The sequence below is a fragment of the Massilia oculi genome (assembly GCF_017582745.1).
GTDB lineage: Bacteria > Pseudomonadota > Gammaproteobacteria > Burkholderiales > Burkholderiaceae_D > Telluria > Telluria oculi_A.
Window position 1 is genome coordinate 32,305 of record NZ_JAFVIM010000016.1, and the last position, 23,211, is coordinate 55,515.

Sequence of the window (23,211 nt, forward strand, 5' to 3'; positions counted from 1 at the left end):
GAATGACGACTACGGATACTGGCACCACCAACAGGGACACCCTGCAAAAATTTATCTTCGACAATGCGGCCGTGCGCGGCGAGCTGGTCGAGATTTCGGACACCTGGCGCGAGATCCAGGCCCGTCACGCTTACCCGAAGGCGGTGCGTTCGGTGCTGGGCGAGATGGTGGCGGCCGGCGCCCTGCTGTCGGCCAACCTCAAGTTCAACGGTTCGATCGTGATGCAGATCCACGGCGACGGTCCGGTGCGCCTGCTGGTGGTCGAATGCGACGCCGACCTGCGCATGCGCGCCACGGCCAAGCTGGCGCCCGACGTCGAGATCGCGGACGACGCCACCTTGAACCAGCTGTTCAATGCGAACGGCAAGGGCCGTTTCGTGATCACGCTCGACCCGGCCGACAAGGTCCCGGGCCAGCAGCCCTACCAGGGCGTGGTGCCGCTCGACGGCGACGACATGGCGACCGTGATCGAGAACTACATGCTGCGTTCGGAGCAGATGGACACGCGCCTGTGGCTCGCGGCCGACGACCAGGTCGCGCGCGGCCTGCTGCTGCAAAAGCTGCCGCGCCACAGCGGTAAAGAAGATCAAACCAAGCAGGCCACCGAGGCCGAAGACCTGGAAACCTGGAACCGCGCCGCCATGCTGGGCCAGACCGTCAAGCGCGAAGAGCTGCTGTCGACCGACATCTCGACCCTGCTGCACCGCTTGTTCTGGGAAGAGACCATCCGCGTGTTCGACCCGGTGCACCCGCAATTCCACTGCAGCTGCAACCGCGAGAAGGTCGGCAATATGCTCAAGATGCTGGGCCAGGAAGAAGTCGAATCGGCGCTGGCCGAGTTGGGCGAACTGGGCATCAACTGCGATTTCTGCGGCAAGCACTACGCCTTCGACAAGGTCGACTGCGCGCAGCTGTTCGCCAGCGACAGCCCGGTGCAGACCATGATGCCGCCGAGCGGCAGTACGCATTAAGGACGCTGGCTCCGTTCCTTGCTGAAGCCAGCACGTCGTTACTGCCACTGGCAGTAACGACTCCCCGCGAAGGCGGGGACGACGAGCACACGCCAACAATAGGAGAATTCATTCAGCGCACGCAGCGAAAACCCTTGCGCAGCTCATCGGCGAACATCTCGGGCTGCTCCATCGCGGGATAGTGGCCGCCCTTCTCCACCTCGTTGTAATACATCAGCGTCGGATAGCGCTCCTGCACCCAGCGCCGGCTTGCCATGTGCAGGTCGCGCGGGAACTGGCTGAAGGCCACCGGCACGGCACTCTCGCGCTCCTTGAAGGTGCGCATGCTCTCCCAGTAGATGCGGGCCGACGACCCTGCGGTGCCGGTCAGCCAGTACCAGTCGACGGTGTCGAGGATGTCGTCCATCGACACGGCATGGGTCGGATCGCCGTCATGGTCCATCCAGCGCCAGTACAGGTCGAGCAGCCACGCCGCCTGGCCCACCGGGGAGTCGGTCAGCGCATAAGCGATCGTCTGCGGGGTCTGGATCTGCATCAGCTGGTAGCCGGACTGGTTTTCCTTGAAGTCGCGAACGCGCCGCAGCCCTTCTTCTTCCTGCGCGTCGCGCGCTTCCATCCCCTCGAATACCGGGAGCATATTGAAGTGCACGGCCTTGACCGCGGGCAGCCCGATGCCGCCCAGTTCATTCGTGATCGAATATCCCCAGTCGCCGCCCTGGGCCACGAATTGGTCGTAGCCGAGCCGCCGCATCAGCTCGACCCATGCGTGCGCGATGCGCTCCGGCGTCCAGCCGGGTTCGGGCGGCTTGCCCGTCAGGCCGAAGCCCGGCATCGACGGCAGGACGACGTGGAAGGCATCGCGCGGATCGTGTCCGTGCGCACGGGGATCGGCCAGCAGCTTGGCCGCCTTGACGTTCTCCACCACCGATCCCGACCAGCCATGGGTGATCACCAGCGGCAGCGCATCGGGTTCCGGCGAGCGGATGTGCAGGAAGTGGATATCGAGGCCGTCGATGGTCGTCGAGGATGGATCGAGCGCGTTCAGCCGCGCCTCGGTCGCGCGCCAGTCGTGCCGCTCGCGCCAGTAGTCGACGAGCGAGCGCAGCCTGGCCAGCGGCACGCCCTGGCTCCAGTCGTCGACGGTTTCCTTGTCGGGCCAGCGCGTGCGCGCCAGGCGCTGGCGCAAGTCGTCCAGGTCGGCATCGAGAATGGCGAAGGGATGCGGGCGGATTGCGTTGGTCACGGCTGGTCTCCTCGTTGGTCGTCAGGTTGGGTTTGCGCACGCTTGCGCTCTCTTTCGGCAAGCAGGTCTGCGATAGCGTCGTCACCGTAGTGGAGCGCCAGCTCCCGCGGCGTCAGGCCCGTATGCCCCCTGAGATCGTGGCGCGCGCCCGCGTCGCACAAGGCCCGTACCGCGTCGACCTGCTGTTGCCACACGGCGTCGTGAAGCGCCGACAGGCCGTTGTAGGCGCCCTGCGCATTCAGCTCGGGCAAGGCCCTGGCGCCGCGGCGCGGCTCGGCCAGCAGGCGCACGATGTCGGCATGGCCGAAATAGGTGGCGTCGTGCAGGGCGGTGCCGCCCATCAGGCCGATCATGCGGGTCGGATCGGCGCCGGCCTCGAGCAGCAGGCGCGCGATCTCCAGATGCCCCTCGCGCGCGGCGATGCCCAGCGGCGTATAGTTGTCGTCCAGGCTGCCGACCATCGGCACCTGCTCGTCGAGGTTCGCGCCGGCGGCGATCAGCCGCTCGACCTCGGCGCGGTCGCCGGCCTTGACCGCCGCGACGAGGGTCAAGGCGCCCACCCGCGCGGCGTCGGACTCGATCCTGGCCTCGATCAGGCGCGCGATGGCGTCGAGTCCGTCGCCCCTGGCGATGTCGAGCGCCGTCTGCGCCCAGTGGTTGCGGATGGCCGGCCTGGCGCCACGCTCCAGCAGCCGCGCGACGGCGCCGGCATGCTTGTGGAGCACCGCGTCCATCAGTGCCGTATTGCCGAGCACGGGCGATTGCTGGTCGATGAAGGCGCCGCGATCGAGCAGGAAGCCGATGACGTCGGCATTGCCGGACTGTGCCGCCTTGTGGAGCGCGCTCGCCCCCATGCGGGGATCGAGCGCCAGCACGTCGGCGCCAGCGGCGAGCAGCATCGACACCATGTACGACTGTCCCAGGCCGGCCGCGATCATCAGCGGCGTGAAGCCCTCGGGGTCACGGCGATCCGGATCGGCGCCGGCGCGCAGCAGTGCGCTCGCGGCGGGAAGGTCTCCCGCGCGAATGGCGGCGTGAAGGGGCATACCATCCTCCCGTATGATTGCTATCGAAAGCCACAATTGATAAGTTACCGATAGTAGGGAGAAATCGACAGGTCTGCCGTTAGATAGGACACAGATGCGGCCACAGATGGCGTCCATCGCGTTTCTGCCCAAAATGGTAAGCTGATGCTGTTATGACACTGTTGCATTTTCAGACATCAGCACCACGTACCCATTACTGACTTACGGAGGAAGCACATGAATATCGATATTGGCATCAGCACCGAAGACCGCGCAAAAATCGTCGACTCGCTGTCGCACGTCCTGGCAGACAGCTACATGCTGTACCTGAAGACCCACAACTTCCACTGGAACGTGACCGGCCCGATGTTCCAGACCCTGCACGTGATGTTCCAGGAGCAGTACACCGAGCTGTGGAACGCGCTGGACGACATCGCCGAGCGCATCCGCGCCCTGGGCCACTTCGCACCGGGCACCTACAAGCGCTACGCCGAGCTGTCGACCATCAAGGAAGAAGCGAACGTGCCGGGCGCGCAAGAAATGATCCGCCAGCTGGTCGCAGGCCAGGAAGCCGTGGCGCGCACCGCCCGCGCGGCCTTCCGCATCGCCGACGACGCCGACGACCAGCCGACCGCCGGCATGCTGGCGACCCGCATGGAAATCCATGAAAAGAATGCGTGGATGCTGCGCGCCTTCCTTGAGCAGGGCGCGGGCCATACCCAGGGTGAAGCGTCGTCGGATTCGAAGAACTGATGATGCGACTGCGGTCCGCATGAACCGCATGAACAGCTGGGGTCAGGTCTGACATTCGGACACGACCTCAGCTGTAATTGACGTCTGAGAATGGCAACTCAATGCCGCCAGGGCTGATATGGTTGAGGCCGTGTCCGAATGTCAGACCTGACCCCGGTGTCGTGACCCCGGTGTCGATGTCGAGAATGGCAACTCAATGCCGCCAGGGCTGATATGGTTGAGGCCGTGTCCGAATGTCAGACCTGACCCCGGTGTCGTGACCCCGGTGTCGATGTCGAGAATGGCAACTCAATGCCGCCAGGGCTGATATGGTTGAGGCCTTGTCCGAATGTCAGACCTGACCCCGGTGTCGATGTCGTGGACGGCAGAGCCGTCCACGCGTTCAACCAATTCTTGAATGGTCGTACAACCGGCTCAATCGCCGCTACGCCCACCACTCATATGCAGATCGACCACCTTCATGATCTCGAGCGTGAGATCGAGGTCGAACTCGCCTGACGCCAACGCAGCGCCCAGCTGTTCGCGCGGCACGCCGACCGCGGCGGCCAGCGCGCCCAGTCCCGGCGCCTGTGACACCGCCTTCAACGCGGCGCCAACGATGGCGCCATCGCCATCTTCGAAAGCATCGGCCAGGCAGTCCGCAATCGCATCGAGCGAATCGAGGCTGGCGGGGTCGATCGGGGAATTCTGTTCACTCATGACGATGGATCAGTGGGTCGGGGTCGCTTCCGGCTTGGCGCCGTTCTTCGACGGTGGAGGCGGAGGCGGCACGGTCATCGACTCGACCGGCTGCTCGTTCTTGCGCAGCACCTGCACGAAGATCTCGCCCTGCTTGATCATGCCCAGGTCGTAGCGCGCGCGCTCTTCGACCGCCCCCAGGCCGTCCCTCAGGTCGATGACCTCCGAGGCCAGCTTGGCATTCCTCGCGGTGAGCTGCTCGGTCTTGAGCCGCGTGGCCTCGACCTGGCCCTGCATGTCGGCCACGGACAGCCAGCCGCCCTTGCCGAGCCAGAGTGGGTACTGGATCAGCACGAGCAGTGCGGCAAGGGCGATCGTGATCAGGCGCATGGAGGCAAAGAGAGGATGCAATCTGGCCGGAGAACAGGAAGCGCAAGCGCCCTCCCCGCCCGCCGGCCAGGTGGATTACTTCAGGTTGTAGAACGCGTCGCGGCCAGGATAGCTGGCGATGTCGCCCAGGTCTTCCTCGATGCGCAGCAGCTGGTTGTACTTGGCCATGCGGTCCGAACGCGACAGCGAGCCGGTCTTGATCTGCAGGGCGTTGGTGCCGACCGCGATGTCGGCGATGGTCGAGTCTTCGGTTTCGCCCGAGCGGTGCGAAATCACGGCGGTGTAGCCGGCACGCTTGGCCATCTCGATGGCGGCGAAGGTCTCGGTCAGGGTGCCGATCTGGTTGATCTTGATGAGGATCGAGTTGGCGACGCCCTTCTGGATGCCCTCTTTCAGGATCTTGGTGTTGGTGACGAACAGGTCGTCGCCCACCAGCTGCACCTTCTTGCCCAGCGCGGCGGTCAGCGTTGCCCAGCCTTCCCAGTCGCCTTCGGCCATCGCGTCCTCGATCGAGATGATCGGGTACTTGTCGCACCAGGTCGCCAGCATGTTCGTGAAATCGGCTGCCGACAGCGACAGGCCGCCTTCGCCTTCCAGCACGTACTTGCCGTCCTTGAAGAATTCGCTGGCCGCGCAGTCCAGGCCCAGGGCGATGTCCTGGCCGGCCACGTAGCCGGCCTGCTCGATCGCCTGCATGATCAGCTTGATGGCTTCCTCATGGTTCGCGACCGACGGGGCGAAGCCGCCTTCGTCGCCGACGGCGGTGTTCAGGCCCTTCGAGTGCAGGATCTTTTTCAGGGTGTGGAACACCTCGGCGCCGTAGCGGATGGCTTCCTTGAACGACGGAGCGCCCACCGGGATGATCATGAATTCCTGGATGTCCAGGTTGTTGTCGGCGTGCGCGCCGCCGTTGATGACGTTCATCATCGGCACCGGCATCTGCATCGCGCCCGAACCGCCGAAGTAGCGGTACAGCGGCAGGCCGGCTTCTTCGGCCGCAGCTTTTGCAACAGCCATCGACACCGCCAGCATGGCGTTGGCGCCCAGGCGGCTCTTGTTTTCGGTGCCGTCGAGATCGATCAGGGTGCGGTCCAGGAAGGCTTGCTCATTGGCGTCCAGGCCCATGATCGCCTCGGAGATCTCGGTGTTGATATTCTCGCAGGCCTGCAGCACGCCCTTGCCGAAGTAGCGCTTCGGGTCGCCGTCGCGCAGTTCGATCGCTTCGCGCGAACCGGTCGAGGCGCCCGACGGCACCGCGGCGCGGCCCATCACGCCCGATTCCAGCAGCACGTCGCATTCGACGGTCGGGTTACCACGCGAATCAATGACTTCGCGGCCGATAATATCAACGATAGCACTCATGTTTCTCAGTCTCCAGGGGTGGGGAAATCGGGTGGTGGCATCCTGCCGCAGGACGCCTCCAGGATGCTCTTTTACTTGAACTTGGTTTCCATGAAACCGGTCTTCTTGACGATGCGGTCGATCTCGACGAGCGTGGTCAGGAGTTCCTTCATGTGGCCCAGCGGCACGGCGTTCGGACCGTCCGACAGCGCATTGGCCGGATCGGGGTGCGTCTCCATGAACAGGCCGGCGATGCCCGCCGCCACGGCGGCGCGCGACAGGACCGGGACGTGCTCGCGCTGGCCGCCGGACGAGGTGCCCTGGCCGCCAGGCAGCTGCACCGAGTGGGTCGCGTCGAACACCACCGGGCAGTTCGATTCGCGCATGATGGCCAGGCCGCGCATGTCCGACACCAGGTTGTTGTAGCCAAACGAGGCGCCGCGTTCGCAGGCCATGAAGTTATCTTCCGGCAGGCCGGCTTCGCGCGCGGCGGCGCGGGCCTTGTCGATCACGTTCTTCATGTCGCCAGGGGCCAGGAACTGGCCCTTCTTGATGTTGACCGGCTTGCCCGAACGCGCGCAGGCGTTGATGAAGTCGGTCTGGCGGCACAGGAAGGCCGGGGTCTGCAGCACGTCGACGACGCTCGCCACTTCGGGGATCATCTCTTCGTCGTGCACGTCGGTCAGGACCGGCACGCCGATTTCGCGGCGCACATCGGCCAGGATCTCCAGGCCCTTCTCGCGGCCAGGGCCGCGGAACGACTTGCCCGACGAGCGGTTGGCCTTGTCGAACGACGATTTATAGATGAACGGGATGCCCAGCGCCGAGGTGATCTCTTTCAGCGTGCCGGCGGTGTCCATCGCCATCTGGCGCGATTCGATCACGCAGGTGCCGGCGATCAGGAAGATCGGGTGCTCGAGGCCGACGTCGAATCCAGCGAGTTTCATGCTGCATCTCCTTGCAGTGCGGGCGCCGCATTGGCTGCGCCTGCCGCGGTATTGGTATTGGAAGCCTGGTGCGCCAGCGCCGCCCGGATGAACGACGTGAACAGCGGATGGCCGTTGCGCGGCGTCGACTTGAACTCGGGGTGGAACTGCACGCCCATGTACCACGGGTGCACGTCGCGCGGGAGTTCCATGATCTCGCACAGGTCTTCGTTCGGGGTGCGCGCCGACACGGTCAGGCCGGCAGCTTCGACCTTCGGCAGGTAGTAATTGTTGCCTTCGTAGCGATGGCGGTGGCGCTCGGTCACGACGTCGCCGTAGATCTCGGCCGCCAGCGTGCCCGGATTGACGGCGCAGGTCTGGGCGCCCAGGCGCATGGTGCCGCCCAGGTCCGAGCTCACGTCGCGCTTCTCGACCTTGCCGTCGTGGTTCTGCCACTCGGTGATCAGGGCGACGACCGGCTGGTCGGTTTCCGGATCGAACTCGGTCGAGTTCGCGTTCGGCAGGCCGGCCATATTGCGGGCGTACTCGATCAGCGCGACCTGCATGCCCAGGCAGATGCCGAGGTAAGGGATCTTGTTCTCGCGAGCGTAGCGCGCGGCCATGATCTTGCCTTCCACGCCGCGCTTGCCGAAGCCGCCCGGCACCAGGATGGCGTCGTACTTGGCCAGGTGCTCGCAGCCGCGGGTTTCGATTTCTTCCGAATCGAGGTACTCGATGTTGACCCGGCTCTCGGTGTGGATGCCGGCGTGGCGCAGCGCCTCGGTCAGCGATTTGTACGATTCGATCAGGTCGACGTACTTGCCGACCATGCCGATGGTGATCTCGTGCTTCGGATTTTCCAGCGTGTGGATCAGCTTGGTCCACATCGACAGGTCGGCCTTCGGCGCTTCGAGACCCAGGGCTTCGAGGATGATGTCGTCCAGGCCCTGGTCGCACAGCACCTGCGGCACCTTGTAGATGGTGTCCACGTCCCACACCGAGATCACGGCCTGCTCTTCGACGTTGGCGAACAGCGAGATCTTGGCGCGCTCGTCGTCCGGGATGCGGCGGTCGGCGCGGCACAGCAGCGCGTTCGGCGAGATGCCGATCTCGCGCAGCTTCTGCACGCTGTGCTGGGTCGGCTTGGTCTTGAGTTCGCCGGCCGAGGCGATGAACGGCACCAGGGTCAGGTGCACGAACGCTGCGCCCTTGCGGCCCGAGCGCAGCGACAGCTGGCGCGCGGCTTCCAGGAACGGCAGCGATTCGATGTCGCCCACGGTGCCGCCGATCTCGACCAGCGCGACGTCGACGCCTTCGGCGCCGCGGCGGATGTAGTCCTGGATCTCGTTGGTGATGTGCGGGATGACCTGCACGGTCTTGCCGAGGTATTCGCCGCGGCGTTCCTTGCGGATCACCGATTCATAGATCTGGCCGGTGGTGAAGTTGTTCACCTTCTTCATGCGGGTGCTGATGAAGCGCTCGTAGTGGCCGAGGTCCAGGTCGGTCTCGGCGCCGTCGTCGGTGACGAACACCTCGCCGTGCTGGGTAGGACTCATGGTGCCCGGATCGACGTTGATGTACGGATCGAGCTTGAGCATGGTGACTTTGAGGCCACGGCTCTCGAGGATCGCGGCGAGGGAGGCGGCCGCGATCCCTTTGCCCAGGGAAGACACGACGCCGCCAGTGACGAATACGAATTTGGTCATTGTGCTGATGGTGCCGAACGGCACGCGCGGGAAATTGAAATTATACCTTAAAGCTGCAAATACTTCTTGATATCAAGTCGCCAATATCCCGGAAGACACTGTCGTGGGCCGTTCACAAAACCACTATTCTGGGTGCATTTTCGTTTCGGTTGGGCAATAATTGTAACCGGTCGGCCGAGACAATATTTTACCGACAACATTTGTACAGACAGTTCTGGTGTCATAAGCACAAACGCCGCAAGGATGCCGCCAATCCGGCGGAAACCCCTACCTCAAATTACATAAAACATGGGCAATTTCATCAAACTCAACATCGGTACGCGCCTGGCCGCCGGCTTCGCGCTGACGCTACTGATGACCGTCATCATCGCCACCGTCGGCGTCTGGCGCCTGAACCAGGTCGCGCACGAGACTTCGTCGATTCTGGCAGAACCGCTGGCGAAGGAGCGCATGATCGCCGAGTGGTATACGCAGATCTTCGCCGCGGTGCGCCGCACTGCCGCCATCGTCAAGAGCAGCGACCCGTCGCTGACCGAATTCTTCAAGGAAGACTCGGCCGCCACCGGCAAGCTGTCGGCCGACCTGGTCAAGCAGATCGAACCCTTGATCAGCGGCGACGACGAAACCGCCCTGTTCAAGTCTGTCATGGAGCACCGCACCGCCTATAGCAAGGCGCGCGACGGCGCCGTCAAGGCCAAGGCCGACGGCAACGTCGAACTTGCGGAACAGATCCTGACCCAGCAATTCAACCCGGCCGCCAAGGCCTACCAGGAACGCGTCAAGGAACTGGTCGACCTGCAGCACAAGCGCATCGCCGCCAGCGCCGAGCTGATCGCCAATACCGCCAGCCGCGGCAACTTCGTGATCGGCTCGCTGGCCGCCGGCGCCCTGCTGCTGGGCGGCGTGTTCGCCTGGCTGCTGACCCGCTCGATCACCCGTCCGCTGCGCCAGGCCGTGCATGCGGCCGAGCAGGTGGCCGCCGGCGACCTGACGGTCGAGATCGACACCAAGGCGACCGACGAAACCGGCGCCCTGCTGCGCGCGCTGGGCCATATGAATACCTCGCTGTCGAAGATCGTCGACGAAGTGCGCAGCGGCACGCAAACCATCAGCGGCGCCTCGAGCGAGATCGCGGCCGGCAGTTTCGACCTGTCCAGCCGCACCGAGCAGCAAGCCGCGGCGCTGGAAGAAACCGCCGCCTCGATGGAAGAACTGACCGGCACCGTGCGCCAGAACGCGGACAACGCACGCCAGGCCAACCAGCTGGCGATTGCCGCCTCGAGCGTCGCCACCCAGGCCGGCCAGGCGGTCGACCAGGTGGTCGCCACTATGGGCTCGATCAACGATTCGTCGCGCAAGATCGTCGACATCATCTCGGTCATCGACGGCATCGCCTTCCAGACCAATATCCTGGCGCTGAACGCGGCCGTCGAAGCGGCGCGCGCCGGCGAACAGGGCCGCGGCTTCGCGGTCGTGGCATCGGAAGTGCGCACGCTGGCGCAGCGCTCGGCCGCCGCCGCCAAGGAAATCAAGCAGCTGATCGGCGACTCGGTCGAGAAGGTCGACACCGGCACCAAGCTGGTCGACCACACCGGCGCGACGATGCGCGAAGTGGTCGACTCGATCCAGCGCGTGACCGACATCATGGGAGAGATCTCGTCGGCGAGCCAGGAACAGATCACCGGCATCGACCAGGTCAACCAGGCCATGGGCCAGATGGACAATGCGACCCAGCAGAACGCGGCGCTGGTCGAGGAAGCCACCGCCGCCACCGCAGCGCTGCAAGACCAGGCGCAGCGCCTGGCGCAGGTGGTCGACGTGTTCAAGCTCGATCCGCGCCATGTGACCCCGGCGGCGCCGGTGACGCCGGTGAAGCGGCCGCCGGAACGTCCGGCGCTGGCCAAGCCGGTGGCGCGTGCGGCGGCCAAGCCGGCGCCTGTCGCCAAGCCGGCAGCCACCAAGACCACCGGCAAGCCTGCAGCACCAGCCAAGGTCAATGAGGCGGAATGGGAAGAGTTCTGATCGTCTACCGCCCCTAAAAGAAGCCGCCGTCCCTTTTCAGGCACGGCGGCTTTTTCATTGGCGCCGGCCTTCCAGCTGTTCCTTCACGTAGGCCAGCCACTTGTCGTTCGGATTGGGCCGGCCGCGCACGGTTTCGATGTGTTCGAAGCTGCGCCAGGTGGCAGGCTTGCCACGGAAAACCAGATACATCTCGCCCATCTCGAAGTCCGGTCGGAGCACGCAGTCGGAATCGTTGTACAAGCGACCTCCGCCCCGCCTCCAGAACTGTTCGTCGCTATGGTCGGTGGATGACGGCCGCGGCCGCGTTTCTCCAGCTGCGCCGACAACAATGAACCGCCGTACAGGTAAACCCTGAATGCGCTCTTGTACCTCGAACTCGTATTCCACCGTCAGGCGTCCTCCGCCTCCGGGAATCGATGTAGGCGTCTCCCTGACGACTTTGGCAACGGAGACATCCACGGCCATGGCGATCTGCGCTTCAGGCGTGACCATCTGCTCGAGTGGAGGCACACGACAGGCCCGGCTGGATGGACTTGCCAGGATGCCGAGCAGCAAAGCGGCGCACAGTTGGCTCTTCAAGAAAATTGTCGATGGCGGTGCGAACACGTTGCTTCTCCTGTTGACTGGACAGTTCATGCTAGCAGTTGTCTGCCTCGTCAAGATGCGCGCACTGTCACATCTCGGCTGAAACAGGCGCAACTCGTGTGTTGACATTCCATTTACCCCACCGCATACTTGCCGCTGATGTTAGCGTTATCATTCAAGGCACGGTGGACGTCTACTCTCCGTCGTCGCACAAAAATATACTCGGAGACAAACCATGCTCAAGCGCGCGCCTGAAGCCCTGGTTCCTGAAGAAAAAAGCGTCAGTAATACTCTTGGCTGGCGCGAAAAGCTCAGCTATGGCGTAGCTGATATGGGCTTCAATTTTTATTGGGCCAATATCGCGACCTTCCTGCTGATCTTCTACACCGATACCTTCGGCATCTCGGCGGCGCAAGCCGCCACCCTGCTCGCCTCGATCAAGCTGGTCAACGCCTTCACCGACCCGCTGATCGGCGCCGCCGCCGACCGCACCAGCACGCGCTTCGGCAAGTTCCGCCCCTACCTGGTCTGGATGTCGATCCCGCTCGGCGCCGCCGCCGTGCTCACCTACACCACGCCCGACCTCGACGCCGACGGTAAACTCATCTGGGCCTACGCCAGCTACCTGGCGATGATGGTGTTCTACACCTGCGTCAACATCCCGTATAACGCGCTGTCCGGCGTGATGTCGGCCGACCCGCAGGAGCGCTCGACCATCAACGGCCTGCGCTTCATCTTCGCCTTCGCCGGTTCCACCCTGGTGACCGCCGCCACGCCGGCCATGGTGGGGTGGCTCGGTGCCGGCGACGATGAACGCGGCTGGCAGCTGACCATGGTCGCCTGGAGCATCGCCGCCGCGCTGATGTTCCTGATCACCTTTGCCAACACGCGCGAGCGGATCGCCCCGCCGCCCGGCCAGAAGAGCGACGTGCTGCGCGACATCCGCGACCTGGCCGCCAACCGTCCCTGGGTGGTGCTGTTCGTGCTGGCCCTGGTGATCATGGTGACCATCACCCTGCGCACCACCACCTCGGCCTACTACTTCAAGTACGTGGTCGAACGCCCCGAGCTGATGGCCAGCTTCGTGCCGACCTATATGATCTTCGCCGCCATCGGCGCGGCCTGCACGCCGCTCATGACCCGCTACGTCGACAAGAAGCTGCTCATGATCGTCCTGATGAGCGCGACCGCGGTGTTCTCGGCCGCCTTCTTCCTGATTCCCGGCGACCGCATCGACCTGATGTTCGCGCTGCAGGCCGCTACCGGCTTCGTGCTCGGCCCCAAGTCGCCGCTGGCCTTCTCGATGTACGCCGACACCGCCGACTACAACGAATGGACCACCGGCCGCCGCGCCACCGCCATGACCTTCGCCGCCGCCACCTTCTCGCAAAAGCTCGGCACCGCGGTCGCGGTGAGCGTGATCGGCGCCGTGTTCACCGCGCTGGGCTACGTGCCGAATGCGGCGCAAACGACCGGCTCGCAAGCCGGCATCGTGTGGCTGATGTCTTTCGTGCCGGCCTCGTTCGCCCTGCTGGCGGTGCTGGTCATGTGCTTCTATAACCTCGACGGCAAGCTGCTGGCGCGCATCCAGCTCGATCTGGCGGCGCGCAAGGCGGCGCCATGAAAACACTGGAGATCCCATCCATGCTGCACCCGCAAGACGACCGTTATGTGCTGACCAGCCCCACCGCGATGCCGCAGGCCGGCGGCTTCCTGTGGAACCGCAGGATGATGATCCAGTCGACCTGCCGCGGCTATGCCACCGCCCAGTTCATGCAGCCGGAGCCGAGCAAGTATTCGCATGCGCCGAACATGCAGGCCAAGTCCTTCATGCAGCCGGAGCAGCATTACTATGCCCACCATCCGGGCCGCTTCTTCTACGTGAAGGACGAAGACACGGGCGAGCTGTTCTCGGCGCCCTACGAGCCGGTGCGCGGCGGCGTGGACCGCTTCGAATTCTCGGTCGGCCGCCATGACCTGCGCTGGACCGTCGAGAAATTCGGCATCCGCATCGAACTCGTGCTCGGCCTGCCGGTGGACGACGTCGCCGAGCTGTGGTCGATGGAAGTGACGAACCTGTCGGACCGCCCGCGCCGCATCAGCGTCTACCCCTATTTCACGATCGGCTATATGTCGTGGATGAACCAATCGAGCGAGTACCGCCACGACCTGGGTGGCATCGTCGCTTCCAGCGTCACGCCCTACCAGAAGCTGGAAGACTATTTCAAGAACCGCCTCTTCAAGGACCGTACGGTGCTGCTGTGCGAGCAGGCGCCGGACGCCTGGGAGGTTGGCCAGATCGCCTTCGAAGGCGAAGGCGGCCTGCATGCGCCGTCCGCGCTGGCGGGCGAACGCCTGGGCTGCGGCGACGCGCGCTACGAGACGCCGACCGCCGTGGTCCAGTACCGCCTGGCGCTGGCGCCGAGCGAAGCCACCACGCGCCGCTTCCTGTTCGGCCCTGCCTTCGACGATGCCGAGATCGCGTCCCTGCGCGAAAAATACCTGAGCGAACAAGGCTTCGCCGCGGCGGCGCGCGACTACGCGGCCTATATCGCGGAAGGAGAAGGCGTGCTCTGGATTGCGACCCCGGACCGTGAGCTCGACAACTTCGTCAACACCTGGCTCGCGCGCCAGGTCTACTACCACGGCGACGTCAACCGCCTGAGCACCGACCCGCAGACCCGCAACTACCTGCAGGACAATATGGGCATGGCCTTCGTCAAGCCGGCGGCGGCGCGCGCCGCCTTCCTGCACGCGCTGAGCCAGCAGGAAGCCAATGGCGCGATGCCGGACGGGATCCTGTTGTTCGAAGGCGCCGAACTGAAATACATCAACCAGATCCCGCACACCGACCACTGCGTATGGCTGCCGGTATGCCTGCGCGCCTACCTCGACGAGACGGGCGACGACGCCATCCTCGACGTGCCGGTCGCCACTCACGACGGCGTCGTCAAGAGCGCATATGAACGCATCTCGCTGGCGATGGACTGGCTGTTGCAGCGGCGCGATGCGCGCGGCCTGTCCTATATCGAGCAGGGCGACTGGTGCGATCCGATGAATATGGTCGGCTACAAGGGCCGCGGCGTCTCGGGCTGGCTGACGGTGGCAGCGGCCTACGCGCTGAACCTGTGGGCCGACGTGTGCGCGGCGCGCGGCGACGCCGCTTCGCTGACGCGCTACCGCGCCGGCGCCGAAGCGATGAACGGCGCCGCCGAAGCCCATCTGTGGGATGGCGCCTGGTTCGCACGCGGCATCACCGACGACAACGTCAAGTTCGGCGTCGCCAGCGACACCGAAGGCCGCATCTACCTGAACCCGCAAAGCTGGGCGTTCCTCTCGGGCGCCGCCAGCGCCAAGCAGCGCGCACTGATGCTGGAGGCGATCGACGAGCAGTTGCGCACGCCCTACGGCGTGCAGATGTTCGCGCCGCCCTACAGCGGCATGCGCGAGGACGTCGGCCGCGTCACGCAAAAGCACCCCGGCTCGGCCGAGAACGGCGCCGTGTACAACCACGCCGCGGTGTTCTACATCTACAGCCTGTACACGATCGGCGAAGCCGACCGCGCCTTCGACGCGCTGCGCAAGATGATCCCCGGCCCCGGCCTGGACGACTACCTGCAGCGCGGCCAGCTGCCGGTGTTCATCCCCAATTACTACCGCGGCGCCTACAAGGAATATCCGCGCACCGCCGGCCGCTCGAGCCAGTTGTTCAACACAGGCACCGTGGCCTGGGTCTATCGCTGCCTGATCGAGGGCCTGTGCGGCCTGAAGGGAGACCTGAAAGGCCTGACGGTGGCGCCGCAACTGCCCTCCAGCTGGGACGGCATGACGGTGACGCGGCGCTTCCGCGGCGCGACCTTCGAGGTCGAGATCAAGCGTGGTGCGGTCGACCGGGTCGAGGTGGCCTGCGATGGCATCGCCCTGCCAGCGGCCCGCATCGACAGGATCGAAGCGGGCCGCACCTACCGCCTGGATGTCACGGTTCCATGACCGGTCCGGTCATTGCATCGTATGCGTCTGCTGCTGCGTATCCACCGCGAACCCGCGCTGCGCGTCCCAGTAGGTGAACCAGTAGCGCACCACGTCCCCGATCTTCAGCCCGCCCGCCGTGTACGTGTTGTTGGCGCCGCTGAGCTGCATGCGCACGTTCTGCTGCGGCCCGTTGTTGACGGTGTAATGCACGTCGGCCCAGCTGCCGGTGGTGGTGCGGAACTGCAGCATCGTCGACGAGGTCTGGCTGACCGAGGTCGGGCCGCTCGGTTCCGGCTGCGGCGTGGTGCCGCCGCCGCCCGACTCCCACACGATATCGTCGATCGCGAACTGGAAGCTCGATGAGGGCAGCGCGCCGTCGATGCTCGAGATCATGAAGATATCGTGGAGCGACTGCGCCGCGACCAGGGGCCCGAGCAGGGTCGAGACGGGAATCGAGGCCTGGCCCCACTGCCCGTTGCGCGTCAGGCCATACGCCGTGGTATTGGCCGGGAAGTTCACCCAGTTCTGGTTCGTGTAGGTGTCGCCGATGCCGATCCTGAAGCCGACATTGGCCGGGATCCGGATGCGGAACTTCACGGTGCCGTTGGCGCGGTAGTTACTGAGGTTGCGCGCCTGGCGCGCCTGGATGCCGCCGCCGAACCACTGGCCCGGCGTCGTGTAGTTCCAGGCGATGACGTTGTTGCCCTCGAACGGTGCGGTGTTGCCGGCGCCGGTGGAGGCGGCGTTCCACAGGAAGATGTCGGAGCTCGTCCCCGCCACCAGCTTGTTGTTGACCGCCGTGGTGTCGGTGAACACGCCGAACTTGCCTGCGACTTCCGGCACGGTCTGGTCGCCCAGCTTCACCTGGCCCTTGCCGTCCATCTGGTACACGCGCACATAGTCGACGTACATGGTGCCGGGCAGCGGCGCCGTGACCTGGCCCGGGTTGGCGGCGTCGGTGAAGTTGCCGCCCACGGCCATGTTCAGCAGCAGGTAGAACGGCGCCTGCAATGCTGCTGAATTGACCGGCAGCGGCGCGTTGTACATATTGTGCTCGACGCCGTTGTCGACCGTCGTGAAGCGCATCTGGCTCTCGTCCCAATAGAAGCGGTAGATGACGAAGCGGTTCGCGAGCGAGTTCTGGGGCACGTACCAGTTCTTGGTCTGCCACGCGGTCGAGGCGGCGCAGCTTTCGTTGCCGGGCACGCAGGCGGCCTGCTGCCAGGTGATCACGTTCGAGCCGACGAAGTGGTTCGACGACGGCGCGTTGCCGTGCGCCCGCTCGGACGCCTTGTGGCCCGCCTCCATGATGTCGATCTCGCCGTTGCGCGGCCAGGTCTGCGGGCTCACGCCCAGCATCCACGCGGCCGGCCACAAGCCGGTGCCGAGGTTCGGCGCGGCCATGCGCACCTCGATCATCCCGTACTGCACCTGCACCTTGTTCTTGGTGTCGAGACGGGCCGAGGTGAAGACATTGCTGCCGATCGTCTGGCTGCGCGCCTGGATCGCCAGCGCGCGCGTTCCCGATTCAAAGGGCACGTTGACGATGCTGGCGTTATTGGGGCTGTAGTACTGCAGCTCGGCGTTGCCGTAGCCGCACAGGCCGATCTGGCAGCCGTTACCGTCCTGCAGATTCCACACACTGGTGTTCACGCTGTTGCCGTTGAACTCCTCCGACCACAGCAGCTGGCCGATCACCGGATTGGTGACGCTGGCCGCGGCCTGCGCCCCACAGGCCAGCAGGATGCCGGCTGCGAGCGCATGGAAAGGTTTCCATCTCGAGCGATGATTCTGGTTCTGGTTATTCACGTCGACTCCTCTTATCTCACTACAAGAAATGCGGCCGTGCCGTTTGGCCGTGCCGCGGCTCGCCAACTTATGCGTTGGTCTCGAATGCTGTCGTGCGGATTCGTGTGGAATACGGGATTGGAAACCTTTCCAAATCGGAAAGGAAAATATAGTCTGATTTTCTGGACGTGTCTATTGGATACGAATGGCGCGCGCGCGATTACCCCGCCGGCATATGCATGCGGGCGGGCAACTGGTGGCGCTGGATTACGAGCGGATGCTGGCGAGGATGTGCTCGACCAGTTGTTCCTGGCTGTCGCGGATGTCGAGGGTGATGCCGGTTTCGTCCGGCTGCAGGGGTTCGAGAGTGCTCAGCTGGCTGTCGAGCAGCGACGGCGGCATGTAGTGGCCGGGGCGATTGCTGACGCGCTCCAGGAGCAGACTGCGCTCGCCGGCCAGGTGCGCGAAGCGCACGTCGCCACCGGCGCCGCGCAGCAGGTCACGATAGGCGCGCTTGAGCGAGGAACACGACAGCACCGCCCCGCCCTCGCGTGCGGCGAGCTTGTCGCGCAGGTTCAGGAGCCAGTCGCGACGGTCGTCGTCGGTCAGCGCGGTGCCAGCCGACATCTTGGCGATATTGGCCTGCGAATGGAAGGCGTCGCCCTCGATGAACGGCACCCCAAGCGCGGCGGCCAGCTTTTCGCCGATGCTGCTCTTGCCGCAGCCGCTCACACCCATGACTACCCAGGCCATTCCCTTGTTGTCGTCTCGCGCTTGTGTCGTCATTTCTTTATGTTAACGCTAACATCGATAAGGCGATTGTAGCGTCTGCGCATAAAGGATGTAAAGCGCTCATGCACCACGGTTGGGCAGATGCGCGGCGCCGGTGCCTGCTGGTGGAAATTGGAGACGCCGCCCTGCCTCTGCTTGCCGACGCATAAAGCGTCATTTCGTCTTTGAAATGAATGGCTTACCTTTTCCCGATTCCATATGGCACAGCTCTTGCTGTCAGCATGGTCAGGCCGCGCCGTTTCATTTTTTGCGTCATCACCACTACCAGGGATCTTCGCCAATGAAAGATGAGAATCTGTACCGCCCCTATTCGACCGAGTCTTCACTCAACGGCTGCCCCTGCGGCAGGCACGGTTCCCAGGACGAGCACGATCGCCAGGCGCAAGCCGCCCGGCTGCGGCGCGCCGGCGATGCCGAAGCGCTGTCGGGCGACTTCGTCGAGGCGGCCGCGGTGCGCGCCCTGTTTCCCCATGACGCGACGCGACGCGACCTGATCAAGGCGGTGGGCGCGCCGACGCTGATGGCGGCGATCGGTTCGCTGCTGCCGCTGGCCAGCCTGCAGGCCAACGCGATGGAAAAAACGGGCGCGCTCGAGAAGAAGGACCTCAAGATCGGATTCATCCCGATCAACTGCGCCACCCCCTTGATCATGGCCGACCCGATGGGCATGTACAAGGCGCAGGGCCTGAACGTCACCCTCAGCAAGACCGCCGGCTGGGCGCTGGTGCGCGACCAGATGATCAACCGCGAGCTCGATGCCTCGCACTTCCTGGCGCCGATGCCGCTGGCGATGTCGATCGGCCAGGGCGGCACGCCGCAGCCGATGCGCGTCGCCACCATCCAGAACATCAACGGCCAGGCGATCACGCTCGCGCTCAAGCACAAGGACAACCGCGACCCGCGCAACTGGAAGGGCTTCAAGTTCGCGATCCCCTTCGAGTACTCGGTCCACAACTTCCTGCTGCGCTACTACCTGGCCGAGCATGGGCTGGACCCGGACCGCGACGTCCAGCTGCGCGTGACGCCGCCGCCCGAGATGGTCGCCAACCTGCGCGCCGGGAATATCGACGGCTTCCTCGGCCCAGATCCGTTCAACCAGCGCGCCGTGTTCGACCAGGTCGGCTTCATCCACATCCTCACCAAGGACATCTGGAACGGCCACCCCTGCTGCGCCTTCGGCGCCTCGCAGGCCTTCATCGACCAGAACCCGAACACCTTCGCCGCGCTGTACCGCGCCATCCTGAATGCCACCGCGATGGCGCACAAGGCCGAGAACAGGCCCGAGATCGCCAAGGCCATCAGCAAGCCGGCCTACCTGAACCAGCCCGAGACCGTGGTGCTGCAGGCGCTTTCCGGCCGCTTCGCCGATGGCCTGGGCAAGGTGCGCAACGAGCCGGACCGCGCCGACTTCGACGCCCTGCCTTGGTATTCGATGGCGACCTGGATGCTGACGCAGATGAAGCGCTGGGGCTACCTGAAGGGCGACGTCAACTACAAGGCGCTGGCCGAGCAGGTGTTCCTGCTGACCGATGCGCGCAAGCAGATGGCGGCCCTCGGCATGCCGGCGCCGGCCGCCGCGGCGAGCGGCTACCGCCCGTTCACGATCATGGGCAAGACCTACGACCCGGCCAAGCCGCAGGCCTACCTGGACAGCTTCGCGATCAAGCGCGCCTGACACCGGAGACGCCCATGCACAAGCAACTCAGGTTCAGGGCGACGCTGTTGTCGCTGGCGCTGCTGCTGGTCGTGGTCGGCGTGTGGCACATCGCCACCGCGCCGCGCGCCGCGGCGCCGGTGGCGGCGATGAGCGCCGAGGAAGCCGAATACGCGGCCCTGATGGGACAGGCGCCGGTAACCGCCGCGGCCCCGGCGTCCGATGCGGGCAGCGGCTTTCCCACGCCGGCCCAGTTCGCGCGGCTGGCGGCCGGCCACCTGGGCGATCCGTTCTACGACAACGGCCCGAATGACCGCGGCATCGGCATCCAGCTGGGGCATTCGCTGGTGCGCGTCGGCCTGGGCTATCTGCTGGCGATGCTGGTGGCGATCCCGCTCGGTTTCGTGATCGGCATGTCGCCGCTGCTGTACCGCGCGATCGATCCGTTCATCCAGGTGCTCAAGCCGATCTCGCCGCTGGCCTGGATGCCGATCGCGCTCTACACGATCAAGGATTCGTCGATCTCGGGCATCTTCGTGATCTTCATCTGCTCGATCTGGCCCATGCTGATCAATACCGCCTTCGGCGTGGCCGGCGTGCGCAAGGACTGGCTCAACGTCGCGCGCACGCTCGAGGTGTCGCCACTGCGCAAGGCCTTCCTGGTGATCCTGCCGGCGGCGGCGCCGACCATCATCACCGGCATGCGGATCTCGATGGGCATCGCCTGGCTGGTGATCGTCGCCGCCGAAATGCTGATCGGCGGGAACGGCATCGGTTACTTTTTATGGAACGAGTGGAACAACCTGTCGCTGGCGAACGTGCTCTTCGCCGTGCTCATGATCGGCATCGTGGGCATGGCGCTGGACCTGATGTTCGCCGCCCTGCAAAAGAAGGTGACCTATGCCGAATGACCGCTTCGTCCAGGTCGACGGCCTGGCCAAGACCTACCGCGCCGGCCAGCCGCCGGTGTTCGAGCAGGTGAGTTTCACGGTCGAGCGCGGAGAGTTCATCTGCATCATCGGCCACTCCGGCTGCGGCAAGAGCACCATCCTGAACGTGCTGGCCGGCCTTGAGGCAGCCAGCGCCGGCACCGTGATCATGGACGGCCGCGAAGTGACCGGCCCCGGCCTGGACCGCGGCGTGGTGTTCCAGAACCACGCCCTGCTGCCGTGGCTGAGCGTGGAAGACAATATCGGCTTCGCCGTGCGTTCGCGCCATCCCGACTGGCCGCGCGACAAGGTGCGCGAACACGGCGCGCGCTTCATCGAGATGGTCGGCCTCTGCGCCGCGGCGCGCAAGAAGCCGGCCGAGCTCTCGGGCGGCATGAAGCAGCGGGTGGGCATCGCGCGCGCCTTCGCGGTCGAACCCAAGATGCTGCTGCTGGACGAACCGTTCGGCGCGCTCGACGCCCTCACCCGCGGCACGATCCAGGACGAGCTGCTGGGCATCTGCGCGGCCACGCGCCAGACCGTCTTCATGATCACCCACGACGTCGACGAAGCGATCCTGCTGGCCGACCGCATTTTCTTGATGAGCAACGGCCCCCAGGCGCGGATCGCCGAGATCGTGGTCAACACGCTGCCGGCCGACCGCAGCCGCGCCACGATCCACCGCGAGCCCCAGTTCTACAAGATCCGCAACCACCTGGTCGATTTCCTGGTGCGCCGTTCGAAGATGCTGCAGCAGTCCGGCGCCGACGGCGCCGAGCCGCCTGAGACGCGCATCGTGCATCCCGGCCTGGAAGACGATGCCGCGCCCGACCATTACCCTGCCCGGGCTTCGGCCTGAGCGTCCGCCTTTAATACCACCACATCGATGGAGCCAAACATGATTTCATGCCGTGAAGACGTCACCAAAATGATCTTGTCCGCCAAGGTCCGCAAGGGCATCAAATGGCGCGACGTGACCGAGGCCACCGGCCTGTCGAAGGAATGGACCACCGCCGCCTGCCTGGGCCAGATGACCTTGACCAAGTCGCAGGCCGAGGCGGTCGGCAAGATGTTCGAGTTGTCCGACGAAGCCATCGCCTGGCTGCAGATCGTGCCCTACAAGGGATCGCTGCCCACCGCGGTGCCGACCGATCCGCTGATCTATCGCTGGTACGAACTGGTGAACGTGTACGGCACCACGATCAAGGAACTGATCCACGAAGAATTTGGCGATGGCATCATGAGCGCGATCGACTTTTCGATGGATATCCAGCGCACCGAAGATCCAAAAGGCGACCGCGTCAACGTGGTCTTGTCGGGTAAATTCCTGCCTTATAAAACCTACTGAACCTCGCCGGCTCAGGCGCTCTCGCGCTCGCGCAGGGTAAATCCCAGGTCGATGCGCTTGCGTTCGGGCTCCTGGCCCTTGATCACCTGCAGCAGCAGGCTGGCGGCTTCGAAGCCGATCTGGTAGCGCGGCGTGTCGATGGTGGTAAGCGACGGCATCATCCACGCCGACGCCGGCAAGTCGTTGAAGCCGCAGACGGCGATCTCTTGCGGGATGCGGATGCCGTGGCGCTGGCAGTGGTAGACGGCGCCGTGGGCCAGGTCGTCGTTGCAGCAGAAGACGGCGTCGCAGTCGGGCATGTTCGCCATCATCTGCCCCATCAACTCGGCGCCGAGCGCGATCGTGGAACGTTCCGGCACCATCAGCTCGAGCCGTGGGTCGGCCAGGCCCGCCTCGACCATCGCGGCGCGGTAGCCGTCGGCGCGGCGCAGGGTGCGTTCATCGAGCTGGGCGCCGATGAAACCGATGCGGCGGTAGCCCTTCTTGAGCAGGTGGCGCGTCATCTCCATGCCGGCCTCGAACTGCGAGAAGCCGACCGACAAGGCGCCGGCATCGTCGGACAGGTCCATCATCGACACCGACGGCACCTGCGATGCTTCCAGCATCTTCGTCACGGCCGGGCTGTGGGTCTGGCTCGAGAACAGGATGCCGTCCGGGCTCGATTGCAGATAGGTGCGCAGCAGCTTTTCTTCCTCGGCCTGCGAATAATAGGTATTGCCGATCAGGAGCTGGTACTGGCCCGGCGCGACGGCGTCGTGGATGCCTTCGAGGACGGCGGTGAACACGGCATTGGAAAACGACGGCACCAGCACCACGATCACATGCGATTGCGACGAGGCCAGCGCGCGCGCGGCTCGGTTGGGCACGTAGCCGAGTTCCGCCACCGCGCGCTCCACCTTGACGCGGGTGACCTCGGAGACCATCTGCGGCTGGCTCAGCGCGCGCGAGGCGGTCATGATCGACACGCCGGCCATGCCCGCCACCTGCTCGAGCGTCGCCCGTCCCGTTCCCCTGCCCCTGCTGCGGCTCGTTTTATCCATGGTCATCCTGTGGTGGCGTTCTTCATTCCTGGTTCCATTCTATCAACA

At 64.9% G+C, this 23,211-nt stretch carries 20 protein-coding genes; 9 read left to right on the forward strand and 11 right to left on the reverse strand.

Annotated elements, in window-relative coordinates:
* Positions 1 to 2 precede the first annotated feature (2 nt).
* Entirely contained in the window at positions 3 to 971 is a 969-nt protein-coding gene (gene hslO / locus J3U95_RS17920; protein WP_208280029.1) for an Hsp33 family molecular chaperone HslO, read from the forward strand.
* Positions 972 to 1,083: 112 nt separating this feature from the next.
* Here hslO and J3U95_RS17925 read toward each other — a convergent pair whose 3' ends face one another.
* Together J3U95_RS17925 and J3U95_RS17930 are read right to left on the reverse strand one after the other, a co-directional pair.
* Positions 1,084 to 2,214, reverse strand: a complete 1,131-nt coding sequence (locus J3U95_RS17925) for an epoxide hydrolase family protein (RefSeq protein WP_208280030.1) — start codon at positions 2,212 to 2,214, stop codon at positions 1,084 to 1,086.
* A complete protein-coding gene (locus J3U95_RS17930; RefSeq protein ID WP_208280031.1) occupies positions 2,211 to 3,260 on the reverse strand; it encodes an ankyrin repeat domain-containing protein in 1,050 nt (349 codons plus the stop codon). Before J3U95_RS17930 ends, J3U95_RS17925 begins: the two co-directional genes overlap by 4 nt.
* A 216-nt stretch (positions 3,261 to 3,476) precedes the next feature.
* Here J3U95_RS17930 and J3U95_RS17935 point away from each other — a divergent pair, with 216 nt between their 5' ends.
* A complete protein-coding gene (locus tag J3U95_RS17935) occupies positions 3,477 to 3,992 on the forward strand; it encodes a Dps family protein (RefSeq protein WP_208280032.1) in 516 nt (171 codons plus the stop codon).
* 414 nt (positions 3,993 to 4,406) lie between these two features.
* On the opposite strand, the gene J3U95_RS17940 is transcribed toward J3U95_RS17935, so the two are convergent.
* The 5 genes from J3U95_RS17940 to pyrG form a co-directional block, all read right to left on the reverse strand.
* Complete coding sequence (locus J3U95_RS17940) at positions 4,407 to 4,691, reverse strand: helix-turn-helix domain-containing protein (protein WP_208280033.1); 285 nt, start codon at positions 4,689 to 4,691, stop codon at positions 4,407 to 4,409.
* Between the two features lie 9 nt (positions 4,692 to 4,700).
* Entirely contained in the window at positions 4,701 to 5,060 is a 360-nt protein-coding gene (gene ftsB / locus J3U95_RS17945; protein WP_208280034.1) for a cell division protein FtsB, read from the reverse strand.
* 75 nt (positions 5,061 to 5,135) lie between these two features.
* The gene (gene eno / locus J3U95_RS17950) at positions 5,136 to 6,422 is read right to left on the reverse strand and encodes a phosphopyruvate hydratase (protein ID WP_109346819.1); all 1,287 of its coding nucleotides are present in this window, start codon (positions 6,420 to 6,422) and stop codon (positions 5,136 to 5,138) included.
* 71 nt (positions 6,423 to 6,493) lie between these two features.
* Positions 6,494 to 7,348 carry a 3-deoxy-8-phosphooctulonate synthase gene (kdsA, locus tag J3U95_RS17955; protein WP_208280035.1) on the reverse strand — a complete coding sequence of 285 codons (855 nt, stop codon included), beginning with the start codon at positions 7,346 to 7,348 and terminating at the stop codon, positions 6,494 to 6,496.
* The gene (gene pyrG / locus J3U95_RS17960) at positions 7,345 to 9,033 is read right to left on the reverse strand and encodes a CTP synthase (RefSeq protein WP_208280036.1); all 1,689 of its coding nucleotides are present in this window, start codon (positions 9,031 to 9,033) and stop codon (positions 7,345 to 7,347) included. Before pyrG ends, kdsA begins: the two co-directional genes overlap by 4 nt.
* A gap of 288 nt (positions 9,034 to 9,321) precedes the next feature.
* Between pyrG and J3U95_RS17965 the strand changes: the two genes are divergently transcribed.
* Complete coding sequence (locus J3U95_RS17965) at positions 9,322 to 11,055, forward strand: methyl-accepting chemotaxis protein (protein ID WP_208280037.1); 1,734 nt, start codon at positions 9,322 to 9,324, stop codon at positions 11,053 to 11,055.
* A gap of 54 nt (positions 11,056 to 11,109) precedes the next feature.
* On the opposite strand, the gene J3U95_RS17970 is transcribed toward J3U95_RS17965, so the two are convergent.
* Positions 11,110 to 11,661, reverse strand: coding sequence for a hypothetical protein (locus J3U95_RS17970; RefSeq protein ID WP_208280038.1), 552 nt, complete (start codon positions 11,659 to 11,661; stop codon positions 11,110 to 11,112).
* Positions 11,662 to 11,875: 214 nt separating this feature from the next.
* Between J3U95_RS17970 and J3U95_RS17975 the strand changes: the two genes are divergently transcribed.
* Together J3U95_RS17975 and J3U95_RS17980 are read left to right on the forward strand one after the other, a co-directional pair.
* Positions 11,876 to 13,264: an MFS transporter gene (locus J3U95_RS17975; RefSeq protein ID WP_208280039.1), complete on the forward strand. Its 1,389-nt coding sequence runs from the start codon at positions 11,876 to 11,878 to the stop codon at positions 13,262 to 13,264.
* The gene (locus J3U95_RS17980; protein WP_229519920.1) at positions 13,261 to 15,630 is read left to right on the forward strand and encodes a GH36-type glycosyl hydrolase domain-containing protein; all 2,370 of its coding nucleotides are present in this window, start codon (positions 13,261 to 13,263) and stop codon (positions 15,628 to 15,630) included. Before J3U95_RS17975 ends, J3U95_RS17980 begins: the two co-directional genes overlap by 4 nt.
* A 9-nt stretch (positions 15,631 to 15,639) precedes the next feature.
* Here J3U95_RS17980 and J3U95_RS17985 read toward each other — a convergent pair whose 3' ends face one another.
* Complete coding sequence (locus J3U95_RS17985) at positions 15,640 to 17,421, reverse strand: glycoside hydrolase family 16 protein (protein WP_208280040.1); 1,782 nt, start codon at positions 17,419 to 17,421, stop codon at positions 15,640 to 15,642.
* A gap of 246 nt (positions 17,422 to 17,667) precedes the next feature.
* Positions 17,668 to 18,153, reverse strand: a complete 486-nt coding sequence (locus J3U95_RS17990) for a gluconokinase (protein WP_229519921.1) — start codon at positions 18,151 to 18,153, stop codon at positions 17,668 to 17,670.
* A gap of 319 nt (positions 18,154 to 18,472) precedes the next feature.
* On the opposite strand from J3U95_RS17990, the gene J3U95_RS17995 reads away from it, so the two are divergent.
* The 4 genes from J3U95_RS17995 to cynS are packed head-to-tail and all read left to right on the forward strand — an operon-like array spanning position 18,473 to position 22,123.
* Complete coding sequence (locus J3U95_RS17995; protein ID WP_208280042.1) at positions 18,473 to 19,867, forward strand: CmpA/NrtA family ABC transporter substrate-binding protein; 1,395 nt, start codon at positions 18,473 to 18,475, stop codon at positions 19,865 to 19,867.
* 14 nt (positions 19,868 to 19,881) lie between these two features.
* On the forward strand, positions 19,882 to 20,757 hold the full coding sequence (gene ntrB, locus J3U95_RS18000; protein WP_208280043.1) for a nitrate ABC transporter permease: 876 nt from the start codon (positions 19,882 to 19,884) through the stop codon (positions 20,755 to 20,757).
* Complete coding sequence (locus J3U95_RS18005; RefSeq protein WP_208280044.1) at positions 20,747 to 21,634, forward strand: ABC transporter ATP-binding protein; 888 nt, start codon at positions 20,747 to 20,749, stop codon at positions 21,632 to 21,634. The genes ntrB and J3U95_RS18005 overlap by 11 nt, the downstream gene beginning before the upstream one ends.
* 39 nt (positions 21,635 to 21,673) lie before the next feature.
* Entirely contained in the window at positions 21,674 to 22,123 is a 450-nt protein-coding gene (cynS, locus tag J3U95_RS18010; RefSeq protein WP_208280045.1) for a cyanase, read from the forward strand.
* Between the two features lie 11 nt (positions 22,124 to 22,134).
* Here the strand turns inward: cynS and gntR are convergent, their stop codons facing one another.
* Positions 22,135 to 23,163, reverse strand: coding sequence for an HTH-type transcriptional regulator GntR (gene gntR / locus J3U95_RS18015; RefSeq protein ID WP_208280046.1), 1,029 nt, complete (start codon positions 23,161 to 23,163; stop codon positions 22,135 to 22,137).
* Between the last annotated feature and the right edge of the window lie 48 nt (positions 23,164 to 23,211).